This window comes from Variovorax sp. PDC80 (assembly GCF_900115375.1).
GTDB lineage: Bacteria > Pseudomonadota > Gammaproteobacteria > Burkholderiales > Burkholderiaceae_C > Variovorax.
Map to the genome: position 1 here is coordinate 392,419 of NZ_FOWG01000002.1, position 11,441 is coordinate 403,859.

Annotated in this window: 10 protein-coding genes; 6 read left to right on the forward strand and 4 right to left on the reverse strand. The window is 66.3% G+C overall.

Annotated features, from left to right (window positions below; translation table 11 throughout):
- Positions 1 to 110: 110 nt before the first annotated feature.
- Positions 111 to 1,049 carry a LysR family transcriptional regulator gene (locus BM109_RS07515; RefSeq protein WP_093341799.1) on the forward strand — a complete coding sequence of 313 codons (939 nt, stop codon included), beginning with the start codon at positions 111 to 113 and terminating at the stop codon, positions 1,047 to 1,049.
- A 46-nt stretch (positions 1,050 to 1,095) separates the two neighbouring features.
- On the opposite strand, the gene BM109_RS07520 is transcribed toward BM109_RS07515, so the two are convergent.
- Positions 1,096 to 1,962 (reverse strand): pirin family protein, encoded by an 867-nt coding sequence (locus BM109_RS07520; protein ID WP_093342437.1) that lies wholly within the window; start codon positions 1,960 to 1,962, stop codon positions 1,096 to 1,098.
- A 131-nt stretch (positions 1,963 to 2,093) separates the two neighbouring features.
- Here BM109_RS07520 and BM109_RS07525 point away from each other — a divergent pair, with 131 nt between their 5' ends.
- From BM109_RS07525 to BM109_RS07545, 5 genes are all read left to right on the forward strand, one after another.
- Positions 2,094 to 2,996 (forward strand): LysR family transcriptional regulator, encoded by a 903-nt coding sequence (locus BM109_RS07525; protein WP_093341800.1) that lies wholly within the window; start codon positions 2,094 to 2,096, stop codon positions 2,994 to 2,996.
- A gap of 210 nt (positions 2,997 to 3,206) precedes the next feature.
- Entirely contained in the window at positions 3,207 to 3,830 is a 624-nt protein-coding gene (locus BM109_RS07530) for a hypothetical protein (protein ID WP_093341802.1), read from the forward strand.
- Positions 3,831 to 3,842: 12 nt separating this feature from the next.
- A complete protein-coding gene (locus BM109_RS07535) occupies positions 3,843 to 4,385 on the forward strand; it encodes a GTP-binding protein (RefSeq protein WP_093341803.1) in 543 nt (180 codons plus the stop codon).
- Complete coding sequence (locus BM109_RS07540; RefSeq protein ID WP_093341805.1) at positions 4,382 to 4,765, forward strand: roadblock/LC7 domain-containing protein; 384 nt, start codon at positions 4,382 to 4,384, stop codon at positions 4,763 to 4,765. The genes BM109_RS07535 and BM109_RS07540 overlap by 4 nt, the downstream gene beginning before the upstream one ends.
- Positions 4,766 to 4,855: 90 nt before the next feature.
- A complete protein-coding gene (locus BM109_RS07545; protein WP_093341806.1) occupies positions 4,856 to 5,215 on the forward strand; it encodes a hypothetical protein in 360 nt (119 codons plus the stop codon).
- Positions 5,216 to 5,279: 64 nt separating this feature from the next.
- On the opposite strand, the gene BM109_RS07550 is transcribed toward BM109_RS07545, so the two are convergent.
- Genes BM109_RS07550 through BM109_RS07560 form a run of 3 tightly spaced genes read right to left on the reverse strand, consistent with a single transcriptional unit; the run spans position 5,280 to position 11,441 of the window.
- On the reverse strand, positions 5,280 to 5,981 hold the full coding sequence (locus BM109_RS07550) for a hypothetical protein (RefSeq protein WP_093341808.1): 702 nt from the start codon (positions 5,979 to 5,981) through the stop codon (positions 5,280 to 5,282).
- A 13-nt stretch (positions 5,982 to 5,994) separates the two neighbouring features.
- Positions 5,995 to 7,248 (reverse strand): TIGR02679 family protein, encoded by a 1,254-nt coding sequence (locus BM109_RS07555; RefSeq protein ID WP_093341809.1) that lies wholly within the window; start codon positions 7,246 to 7,248, stop codon positions 5,995 to 5,997.
- On the reverse strand, positions 7,245 to 11,441 hold the full coding sequence (locus tag BM109_RS07560) for a TIGR02680 family protein (protein ID WP_093341811.1): 4,197 nt from the start codon (positions 11,439 to 11,441) through the stop codon (positions 7,245 to 7,247). Before BM109_RS07560 ends, BM109_RS07555 begins: the two co-directional genes overlap by 4 nt.

Consider the following 11,441-nt stretch of genomic DNA (forward strand, 5'->3'; position numbering starts at 1 on the left):
GCTGGGCCTGGGGCGTCTTTCGCGCCCGGGATGTCGTGCGGGGCGACTATGGGCGAACACCGGAGCCAATTCAAATATTGAATATCAATAGAGTGATATAGGATCGATCTATGTCGATCACGATCAAGCAGCTGCAGCACTTCGTCGCCACGGCCCACACGGGCCAAGTCTCGCGCGCGGCGCAGCGCTGCTACGTGAGCCAGCCTTCGTTGACGACCTCGCTGCGCAATCTCGAGACCGCGCTGAAGGTCCAGCTCTTCACGCGGCACTCCGACGGGCTGCGGCTCACGGTGCATGGCGAAGGCTTCCTGCGCCACGCGCAGCACATCCTGCGCACGCTCGAAGTGGCGGTGGAGGAGACCCACGGCTCGGCGTCCTCGGTCGAAGGGCGCGTGCGCATCGCCATCACGGACACGGTGTCCGAATACATGCTGCCGAAGATCATCGGCGCCATGCGCCGGCAGTTGCCGTTGATCGAGTTCGAACCGGTCGAGCGCAACCGCGAGGAGATCGAGGCAGGCCTGCGCAGCGGCGAGTTCGACCTGGCCGTGGTGCTGGTCTCGAACCTCTCGCAGGCGCCCGACATCCGGCGCGAGAACCTGCTGAAGTCGCAGCGGCGCCTGTGGACCTCGCTCGACCATCCCCTGGCCACCGGGCAGTCGGTGTCGTTGCGCGAGATCGCGGAGCTTCCCTTCGTGCTGCTCGACATGGACGAGCACGTGGAGACCGTGGGCCGCTACTGGGGCGCGGCGAAGCTCGAACCCAAGGTCGTGTTCCGGACCAAGTCGATCGAGGCCGTGCGCAGCCTGGTCGCGCAGAACGTCGGCGTGACGATCCTGTCGGACCTGGTGTTTCGCCCGTGGTCGCACGACGGCGGGCGCATTCGCCGCACGGCGATGGCGGGCGCGGTGCCGTCGATGGACCTGGGGCTGGCCTACCGGCGCAGCGGCGTGCTGTCCGAAGCGGTGGCCGCCTGCGCGAGCACCTTGCGGCTGCTGGCGAAGACGGTGACGCGCGAGTCGGATCTGCGGGCCGGCGACGGCCCCTGAATGAAAAAAGCCCCCGCGTCTTCCCGAAACGCGGGGGCTCGATCGCTCAGGCCGGCATGCTCCCGAAGCGGCCGCCGTTGAAATCGGCCATGGCCTGGCGGATCTCGGCCTCGCTGTTCATCACGAACGGACCGTAGCCCACCACGGGCTCGTCGATCGGTTCGCCCGACAGCCACAGCACCGTCGCGTCGCTGTTGGCCTCGATCTCCACGCCGCTGCCGGCGGTGGCCAGGTGCACCAGCTGCCCCTCACGCGCGATCGTCTCGCCATTGACCAGCACCGTGCCGCGCAGCACGACCAGCGCCAGCGTCCGGCCTTCCTTCGCCTCGAAGCGACCGGTGCGACCCTGGGCGATGCGAAGGTCCCACACGTCCATCGGCGTGAAGGTGCGCGCCGGGCCGCGGTGGCCGTCGAAGTCGCCGGCGATCACGCGCACCCGGCCCGCGCCCTCGGGCAGGTCCACCGACGGGATCTGCGCGTCGAGCAGGGTCTGGTAGCCGGGCTCGGCCATCTTGTCCTTCGCGGGCAGGTTGACCCAGAGCTGCACCATCTCCATCGTGCCGCCGCGCTCGGTGAAGCCCCGCGAATGGAACTCCTCGTGCAGGATGCCGCCGCCGGCGGTCATCCATTGCACGTCGCCCGGGCCGATCAGGCCGCCGGCGCCGGTGGAGTCCCGATGCTCGACCTCGCCCTGGTAGACGATGGTCACGGTCTCGAAACCGCGGTGCGGATGCTGGCCCACGCCACGCGGGCGGACGGCCGGTTCGAAGGACGTCGGCGCCGCATGGTCGAGCAGCAGGAACGGGCTCAGGTGCTTGCCCAGGCCGTCGTAGCCGAACAGCGAGCGCACCGGAAAACCGTCGCCCACCCAGTGCGTGCGAGGGGCGCTGTAGACACCGAGAACCTTCTTCATCTTCATCTCCTTGCGTCGCCAGGACGAGGGTCCTGGCCGATGGATAGAGAATATGGGTTGAACGATGGATGCGGTAGATGGCGATAGTTGCCATCAGCGTTCTATTCGGTGAACGATGAGGGGCGCAAGCGATGAAGGACCTGAACGACCTCTACTACTACGTGCAGGTGGTGGACCACGGCGGCTTCGCGCCCGCGGGCCGCGCGCTGGGCATGCCCAAGTCCAAGCTCAGCCGGCGCATCGCGCTGCTCGAGGAGCGCCTGGGCACGCGCCTGATCCAGCGCTCGACGCGGCGCTTCGCCGTCACCGAGCCGGGCCAGACCTACTACGGCCACTGCAAGGCGATGCTGGTCGAGGCCGAGGCAGCCGACGAGGCCATCGCGCTGACCCAGGCCGAGCCGCGCGGCGTGGTGCGCATGACCTGTCCGGTGGCGTTGCTCGACACGCATGTCGGCGACATGGTGGCGGCCTTCATGGTCGCGCACCCGCGCGTGCAGATCCACCTCGAGGAAACCAACCGCCGCGTGGACGTGGTGGGCGAGGGCGTCGACGTCGCCATCCGCGTGCGGCCGCCGCCGATCGAGGACAGCGAACTGGTGATGCGCGTGCTCGCCGAGCGCGGGCAGTGCCTCGTGGCGCATCCGAAATTGCTGTCGGGCGGCATCCCGCGTGTGCCCGCCGACCTCGCGGGCCTGCCGAGCATGGACCTCGGCCTGCCGCAGCACGAGCACGTGTGGACCCTGATCGGCCCCGATGGCGCGCAGGCGGCCATCCGCCATCAGCCGCGCCTCGTCACGCGCAGCATGCTCGCGCTGCGCGCCGCGGCCCTCGCGGGCGTGGGCGTCGTGCAGCTGCCGTCGATGATGGTGCGCGAGCAGATCGCGCGCGGCGAGCTGATCCACGTGATCCAGGGCTGGGCGCCGCGGCGCGAGATCATCCACGCGGTGTTCGCTTCGCGGCGCGGGCTGCTGCCGGCGGTGCGGGCGCTGGTGGACTTCCTGGCGGAACGCTTCGCGGCGCTGGACGAAGACTGAATCCGCGTTCCATTCGCCTCGGGCCGCGGTTCCTCACCCGCAACATTTCGCTTCCATCGCAACCTGAAACCAAGTCTTCGGCAACAAGTGTTGTGGATTTGTTCTCAGTGTTTGTCCGAATCTGAAACCGCGTTTGTACATCCGTACATCATTTGGTTAACAGCAATAACAATATGCAACCATCCAAAAAAGACAGTCAGGGAAGAAGGTATGCCACTCGTTCTGGGCGTGATGGGGCTCCCTCCGGTTGAGGTCGAGCTCCTGAGAATCATCGTCCGCCTCAGCTCCAATCTCCGTTCGCGCTGGACGGTCAGCGAATCACAGTCCTGCGACCTGCTGCTGATCGACGGCGAAGGCCCGGCCGCGGAGCGGCAAGCGCCGCCGGCCCGTTTCGTGGTGCCGATGGTGCCGCGCCACGGCGCCGCCGCCACGCCACCCAGTCCCGCGCTGGCGCGCCCCATCTACGCCGAGGAACTGGTCGAGCTGCTCAACCAGATCGCGCCGAGCGCGGTGACGGGCCATGCAGCGCCATCCGGTGCGCGTGCCTCGCTGAGCCGCTGGCCGTCGCAGGCGACGCTGCAGTGCCACCCGGCCCATGTCCGGCTGGCGGCGGCGCTCGCCAGGAGCGCGCAGTCGGCCGAGAGCCTCGGGGCGCTGGGCCAGGTCGATATCGAGGTGTGCCGCGCTTTCCTTCGCCTGCTCGACGAAGAGGGGGCCCTGGTCTGGGTCCGGGAAGAAGCGATCCCGGCGCCTCGCACGGCCGGAGCCGCCGATGCGCGGCAACACAAGCAGGGGCTGCTCTCGCGCATCCGCCGGCGTCTCGGCCTGTTCTGAGCGCGGCGCGCCATGAGGGATTTCAAGCTCGTCTTCACGGGCCCGATGGGCGTGGGCAAGACCATGGCCATCGCCGCCATCAGCGAAACCGCGCCCATCGCCACCGAGGTCGCCAATGCCGATGCCTCCGTGGCCAAGGCCACCACGACGGTGGGACTGGACTTCGGCCAGCTGACGCTGGACAACGGCGACCGGCTGCGCCTGTACGGCACGCCGGGGCAGGCCCGCTTCGACTTCATGTGGAAGATCCTGGTGCGCGATGCGCTGGGTCTCGCGATCTTGGTCGACAACAGCCGGCCCGATCCGCTGGCGGACCTGGTGGCCTATCTCGACGGTTTCGCGGGCGCGCTCGAGAAGATGCCCTGCGCGATCGGTGTCACCCGGCTGCCCACGCATCCTTCGCCCACGCTCGACGACTACGCCGACGCGCTCGCGGCCCGCGGGCTGGTGCTGCCGGTGCTGGCGATGGACCCGCGCCGCAAGGACGACGTCGTGGCCCTGATCGAGACCTTGCTGATGCAGATCGAGGTGATCGACGAGGAGATCGCACCATGAAGATTCCCCACGCGCTCAAGCTGCGTGCCGCGGCCGAGGCCCTCAGCGTGCTCGACGAGACGAGCGGCGTCGTCTCGGTGGTGGTCGCCACGCCCGACGGCTTCGAGATCGCGCATGCCAGCCTGCGCGACTTCGACCCCTCGCGCATCGCCGCGATGGCCAGCTCGATGGCCGCCATCGGCGCCGTGGCCTCGCAGGAGGCGCGCCTCGGTCGCTGCACCTGCATCACGGTGGCCACCGACAAGGGCTTCGCGCTGGTCAGCCCGGTGCGCAACGGCGAGACGGAACTGGTGGTGAACGTCATCGCCGACGCCGGCGCGGTGCTCGCGCAGGCGCTGTACCGGACCGCCGCCTGCGTGCGGGCGCTCGAGGCGCCTTGAGGCGTCGATCGCAATTTCCGGCGGAGGCGGGTTGCATGCGACGCCGCCGCTTCATCCTTTCATTCGCATGATCCACAGGGAACAAGACACATGGCCACGATCCAGAACAGCCTCGACAACCTCATGACCGCCGACGGCGCGCTGTGCGCCGCCGTGGTCGATTCCGCCAGCGGCATGATGCTGGGCGCCATCGGCTCCGGCGTCGACCTCGAAGTGGCGGCCGCCGGCAATACCGAAGTGATGCGCGCCAAGCTCAAGACGATGCGTGCCCTCGGCCTCAACGACAGCATCGAAGACATCCTGATCACGCTCGGCAAGCAGTACCACCTGCTGCGGCCGATGGCGCAGAAGGAGGGCGTGTTCATCTACTTCGTGCTCGACAAGGCCAAGTCGAACCTGGCGCTGGCCCGGCGCAAGCTGCAGGAGGTCGAGAAGGACATTAGCTTCTGATCTTCGACGTGATCTCCCGGCCACTCGGCCGGCGGTGATCGGATGGGTGCTGGCTTCGTGGTCATCATGAGTCGGTGCCGCTCTGGCCACAGGGTTCGAGAGGAAGCCTGTCGTCGAAGTCGAAAGCGAGCTGCAGCGGCGTCCGCTGCAGCCGAAAGCGGCGCCAAGGTCCCGCGAGCGAGCGTCCTCCGCACGACAGCATGGGCATGGGGCGCTGATGGACGGCGAGCAGCCTGGCGTGCGCGCAACGCTGGTAGGCGTACGAGGTCGAGATGAGAAGGTGCTCCGCAACCGCAGCCATGCGGTTGTCGAACTGCCTGAGGAGATGGACATAGGCACCGGCGAGAGAGTCGAGGCTGTCCTGCTCGGCTACTTCTCTCAGTGCCTCGGCCTCGTGTTCGATCAACAGGGCCACCGGGTCTCGGCCTTCATCGCTTGCCAGCGTGCGCATCAAGGGATGAATGCCGTCGTCGTCGGCATCTTCGCGACTCGCGTGGTCGAGACGAACGGCGTGGCGCACATTCAGTTCCGTGTACCTCACCAGTTCTTGATACAGGTAGGCCAACAGCAGGTCCTGGAACGCTGCGTTCTCGAAAGCGACGACCAGCCCCTTGCGCGAAGCCAGTGTTTCCGCCATCAACCACGCTTCGTTGACGACGTCCTCGAACTGGTATTCACCCCGGGTGTGGCCGGCAATCTGCCGAAGCCTTTTTCGCTGCGCGGTGACGAAACGTTCGAATGAAGGATCGCGGGTCGCAGAAGTCATCCCTGGCTCCGGTTCAGTTGGATATTCGAAGGTCCTGCAGCAAAAGATCGATCACCGCTTCTTCGGCAACCGTCAACCCACGGTGGCGCATCGCTGGCGCCAGCTCGGGGTCCCACGATGCTTCCACGGGGACGGTGGGCAAGCGCCCTCGGGCGTGCGATGCCTCGGCGGTGGCGGACTCGTAGTCCATGGAATGAAACCGCCAAGGACTTGCGCCATGCACCCGAAAGACATGGTTGGCGATATGCAGTCCCGACCAGTCGAAATCTCCGTGATAGCGCAACTGGGCTCCTGCCGATACCAACTGGGCCATCAGCGTACGCTGCGCTGCAGCAGGCATGCCATCGGTGCAGATCAAAGGCGCGCAGTCCCGCCCCAGAACGTCGGCCGCGATAGCAACTACGTTGGGGTTCTCGCAAACGAAGACGGTTCGACCCGCGACTGCCCAGGCCGGCGGAGCGCGCAGCAGCCTGCGCAACGACAGGTATCCGGGTTCACCAGGGGGCCATGCGATCCCCACTGAATGAAGGGGCAGGTTCAAGAACAGGGCAGGCCGTGCCAGTTCGTTGACCAGCACGCCCGCGCGCGCCCACACGTCGCGGACGCGCTCGCCGGATTGGCTGTCGTCGTTGCTTTCTTCATCCGCGGCCGGCGGCTCGTCAGCGAGTTGGCGCCATGCGGTCAGCACGAGCGTGGCCGTGGGGCGCCCTGCGTCGAGCGCGTGGGCATCTCCGAGCGTCTCCGCAGCAAGGCGCGCGCGAGCCATGCCACTGGCCGGCAGGTGCCGCAACACGGCGTCCGCATCGGCCAACAGCTGCAAGGCGACCGATGTGTCCTGCCGCGAGAGACGCTTGAGCAAGCCTTGCACGGTCGGTTTCAGCAAGCAGGCAGCCAGCGCAGGATGCCGAGCCGCTGCCACGACCGAGGCCCACGCGGCGCGCAGGGCGGTCTGTTCGGTGGCGAGATGCACGATGGGGCCGTCGAGCTGTTCCAGCGCCTCTCGCAGCGATGCTGCGATTCCTGCGCGAAGCAGCGCCGCATCGATCTCGCCGGTATCGATCTGCATCGATTTCGCCGTCCTGGGAGGGCGGCCGACCAGGAGCGCCAAGGCCTCCCGTTCTTCGCCGATCAAGCCGGTGAGACGAAGGCTCGTCGGCGGAGCGTCTGGATCGGCCCGCTCGAAATGACCGCGCAGGCGCTGGCGCAGGGCAGCCAGGTGCTCGCCCCCAAGAACCTTGTGCAGACGCGGATCGATCGGCCGGTTCATGGCGAGGGAAAGCGTCGGTCCGGATCGATTTCGGGTCGCTTGGCACGACCGTCCCAGGTCCAGCGCGATACGAAGATGGCATCGATGCCTTCGCGGCGTTGCAACTGGCAGATCGACACGCCTGGCAGTTCCGCGTAGCAGGCCCATTCGCGTTCACTGGTGATGACGAAGTCGAGATCGAACTCCCGTATCAGTCCCATGCAATGCGCGCGCGCCGCATCGTCGATACCGGCGAAGGCCTCATCGAGCAGCATGAGGCGGGGTGCCTGCGGGTTGCTGCCTTGGCTGTAGAAGCTCGCGATCGCCGCGAACAACGGCACCGTGAGGCCCAAGGCGCGTTCGCCACTCGACGCAGGCCCGGAGAGCTTGCGCCATTGGCCATCTTGCGACCGTTCGACACGGAAGCGGTGCCAGCGTCGATAGTCGAGCGCACGCGCCAACTGGTCGACCAGGCTTCCTGCGTTGTCTCCTGCGAGGCGCCCCAGTTCGGCATCCGCGCGCTCCCGTTCGGCCGCAATGCGTTGCTGCAGCATGTTCCCGATCGCTCGACGGTCTTCGGCCGACCACATGTCCGTGCTTGTGTTGAGCAGGCGCTCCCGCGCTGCATCCAGCCCGACTGGTGCTCCCTCGTCCTCGCCGAGCGGCTGCCACAGCAGCCGATATCGCACACCCGTTGAAGTAGGGCGCTTCTGCAGTTCCTTGTTGATCGCCTGTACCTGCTTGTCGGCCGAGCGCAGAAGACGCTGCACTTCAGCGGCAATCTCGGCCTGCAAATAGTTCTCCAGCACGGCGCTCTCCTTGGCGGACAACAGCTCGCTGCGCTGGGCAATATCGTCCATCAGGCGAGCCTTGAGCTGGTCGGGCCGTTCCGGGCGGTTGTGGAAGATGATCTGCACGACGAAACCCCAGTCGTTGGGCTCGGCCGGCGCCTGGTGTCCGAGCGCACTCAATGCGCGCTGCAACTCCTGCAGGTCTTCGGTGATCTGCCGCTGTGTGCGGGACCAGGCGTTGTCGGTGTCCTGCAGTTCTGCCAGCGCCTGCTCGACGCGCCGCGCCAGTGTCAATGCGGGGTCGATGGTCCATGCAGTCCGCAGGTCGGGCAATTCGATGTCGGGGAGTGCCGACGACAGCAGGCTGCTTCGGGCGAAACGCTGCAGTCGCTCGATGGCTGTGCCGCGGGCCTCGGTGCGCTCGCGCAACGTGTTGTCGGCAGTGGCCTCTTTTTCGTTGGCGAGCGCTCTCGCCTCGATGGTCTTGCGCCAGTTTTCTGCCGCGGATTTCTGCTGACGCTCGGCTTCTCTCACGGCATTGCGCGTTTCGACCAATCTCTCGCGCAACTCCTCGACCTTGGCGCCCACCGTGTCGCGCAACGCCTTCACGCTGGCGCGCGACTCTTCGGCCTCGAAGCGAGCGGACTCCAGCACCTCTTCATCCGTCCTCAGGAGTGCGATAGCCTCCTGCTCGCGGCCCTGCTGCGTCAGCACTTCGGGATGGGCATGGCGCCATTCCTGCACCGTTCGCGCGAGGCGAAAATGGCTGTGGTCGAAACTGCGAAGTGCCGTCTCGATCGGTTGCAGCGCATCCAGGTCCGATGGCAGCCCCATGTCAGTGGCATCCTGGTCCAGCGCTGTACGTGCACTGGCTTCCGCTTGCTCCGCATCTCGGCACAGCACGCCGGCATGCTCCAATTTCTTGCGGGCAGCTTGAAGCTCGCTCTCCCGCAAGCTTGTGTTGAGCGCAGCCTGGTGCAACGCACGGTCCGATGGCGCGGCCAGCCATTCGCGCTCGGCAGTGCGGCGATCCTCATCGAGGTCCGCTTTGTACTGCTTGACTTGCGTTGCGTCTGCCTCAAGGGTCTCCATGCGTGCGGCAATCTCCTTCAGCCGCTGTTGGCGCGCCGCGGCGCGCGCGGTTTGTCCGATGTAAACGGCATCCGACTTCTGCCAGGCACCGGTCAGCGGACCCAGGCGGAAGCGGCCATCGGCGGCAATCCAGGCTTCGGCGCTTTCGTCAGGTGGGGCGTGTGCATTGCATGCGACGCTTGCGAGGAGTCTTTCGATGGCACCCGCAGCGATCCCGACGTCGACGTGCGCATCCACGCGGAGCCAGTCATTCAGCGAGGCGCCAACCGCGGTCGGACGGGTCACCCATTGACTGTCAAGCCAGGGGAGCTCACGGTCTTCGCCGGACAGAATGCTCCCATCCGGCGTGACCCATGCGTCGAGCAGTCCCGAGGCTTCCAATGCGGCTTCGACGCCGGCACGGTGCTCCGAGGCGACGTGATCCTGGAAGTCGACCAGTTGCCAGAGCGGGGCACCAGAAAGCGCGTGACGCGCGGCGGCGTCCCTGGTGTAGGGGCGTGGCGGCGCGGCATCTTGACCCTCTCGAAGTTGTTGTCGTTCAGTCTCGAGCTGCTCGCGCTCATGGTTCAGTGCATCGCTCATCCCGGCCAGCTCGACCTGGCGGTTGGCGTGTCGAACATTGGCCTGCTGCAAAGAGGCCTGCAATGCCTGCCGTGCCGGGTTGTCTCCGGCGGCGAGTGCGATCCAATGGATCATGGCGTCCAGGGCGGCATCGGCGGAAAATCGCAACTGAACCAATGCGGCGCAATATTCCGTCCAGTTCGCGACCAATGCCTGGGCGGCTTGCTCGAACTCGATATCCGCGGCGCCACGGCTTTCGGTGGCTTGCTGCAACTCGGACTTTCGATCCGCCTCGAATTCCTGGCGCTGTGTCAGCGCGCGGCTTGCGGTGAGAAGTTGCTCATGCCGGCGCCGCAGTAGCGTCAACTGTTCCACCTTTGCCTGGCCGATGGCGCGTAGCGCCGAGAGCGCTGAATCGATTTCCCGTGCCGTCAGGTTTGCGATCACCACAGGTGTTTGAAGAATCAGCGGGTTCTCGTCGAATGAAGGGCTCAAGCCGGCACTTTCTGCATGGCCAGCGCTGTCTTCGCGAGCGGCCAGCAGGTCCTGCGCGGCCAGCCTCGCCCTTTCTGCGACCCGTCTACCCGTCTCTGCTTCGCGCTCCGCGCGTGCGCGAGACTCGGCCGTGTCCTGCGTTGCTTTGTCGACGGCTTCTTGGCGTCTCTTGTCGTTCTTATCGGCACGCTCGAGCCGGTTCGCGTCTTGGTTGATCGGATCGGATTGCAAAGTCTCCAGGCGTGCGCGTTGCGCCACCAAGGCAAGTTCAGCTTCGTCGCTCGCTTCGTGCGCTTGTTTCTCATGGTGCTGAGCCTCCGTCGAGGCAGCATGCGCTTGGTTGCGCGCATGGCTTGCATTGTCGAAATCGGTCTGCGCCTGCCGAAGCTCGCGCGCCTGCCGTCGCGTCAGCATCCCCGCGTAGACGCGGTAGCGCCCGTCGAAGCGTTCGACGGCCTTGAGCAGCTCCTTCAGTTCATTGAGTTGATCGCGATCCTCTTCCAATTGATTCAAGGCTTCCGCCACATCGGTGAGCAGGTCCGTCGGCATCGGCGGCAGCGCTTCGGTCAGTGCATGCGAAAGCCCCGCTTCGTCGGGCTTCTTGGACAGCTGGGGTTGCCGAAGCTGGATCAGCGTGTCCATCAATGCGTCGTAGCGCCGGGTGCCCAGATGAAAGAGCCGCTCGTCCACCGCGCGCCGGTAGCTGGCCGCCGTGTCGAAAACATGGCCACGTCCTTCGATGGCATGGTCCAGGCGCTCGCGCGTCAGGACCACGCGCTGGTCGTTCGTGAGCCAGAGGTCGCGTCCGATGCGGGTTGCATCGCCTGAGCCCGCATCGAGCAAGAAGAACCAGCTCTCGACCTGCGTGCGCGCCGCGACGGCGGACAGTCCCACGCCGAGCGTGAGGTAGCGCAGGCTCCCGTCTTTTTCGCGCAACCCGAATTCGATCCAGGCATAGCCGATCCGCCTCGGATAGCTGCTCATGAGCAGATTCCAGGCCATCTTCTTTCCGCCATCGCCATCGGGCTCCACGCGCGAAGGGCGCAGGTTGGCATCGAACAGCAGCGGCAACGTCAGCGAGAGCACCTTGGACTTGCCCGTACCGTTGTTTCCGCGAAGAAGAAGGTGGCCGTCGCGAAACCAGAACTCCTCGCTGTCATAGTGAAAGAGCTCGACCAGGCCAAGCCGCAAGGGCTGCCATCGCTCGCGCAATGGTTCTGGCAACGGGGGGCGCTGCGGATGCGCAGGAGAGAGGTCGAAGAGGGGATCGGTCAT

Coding starts and splice junctions, on each gene's coding strand:
- BM109_RS07515 (WP_093341799.1), top strand. CDS start 111: ATGTCGATCACGATCAAGCAGCTGCAGCACTTCGTCGCCACGGCCCAC.
- BM109_RS07520 (WP_093342437.1), bottom strand. CDS start 1,962: ATGAAGAAGGTTCTCGGTGTCTACAGCGCCCCTCGCACGCACTGGGTG.
- BM109_RS07525 (WP_093341800.1), top strand. CDS start 2,094: ATGAAGGACCTGAACGACCTCTACTACTACGTGCAGGTGGTGGACCAC.
- BM109_RS07530 (WP_093341802.1), top strand. CDS start 3,207: ATGCCACTCGTTCTGGGCGTGATGGGGCTCCCTCCGGTTGAGGTCGAG.
- BM109_RS07535 (WP_093341803.1), top strand. CDS start 3,843: ATGAGGGATTTCAAGCTCGTCTTCACGGGCCCGATGGGCGTGGGCAAG.
- BM109_RS07540 (WP_093341805.1), top strand. CDS start 4,382: ATGAAGATTCCCCACGCGCTCAAGCTGCGTGCCGCGGCCGAGGCCCTC.
- BM109_RS07545 (WP_093341806.1), top strand. CDS start 4,856: ATGGCCACGATCCAGAACAGCCTCGACAACCTCATGACCGCCGACGGC.
- BM109_RS07550 (WP_093341808.1), bottom strand. CDS start 5,981: ATGACTTCTGCGACCCGCGATCCTTCATTCGAACGTTTCGTCACCGCG.
- BM109_RS07555 (WP_093341809.1), bottom strand. CDS start 7,248: ATGAACCGGCCGATCGATCCGCGTCTGCACAAGGTTCTTGGGGGCGAG.
- BM109_RS07560 (WP_093341811.1), bottom strand. CDS start 11,441: ATGACCGATCCCCTCTTCGACCTCTCTCCTGCGCATCCGCAGCGCCCC.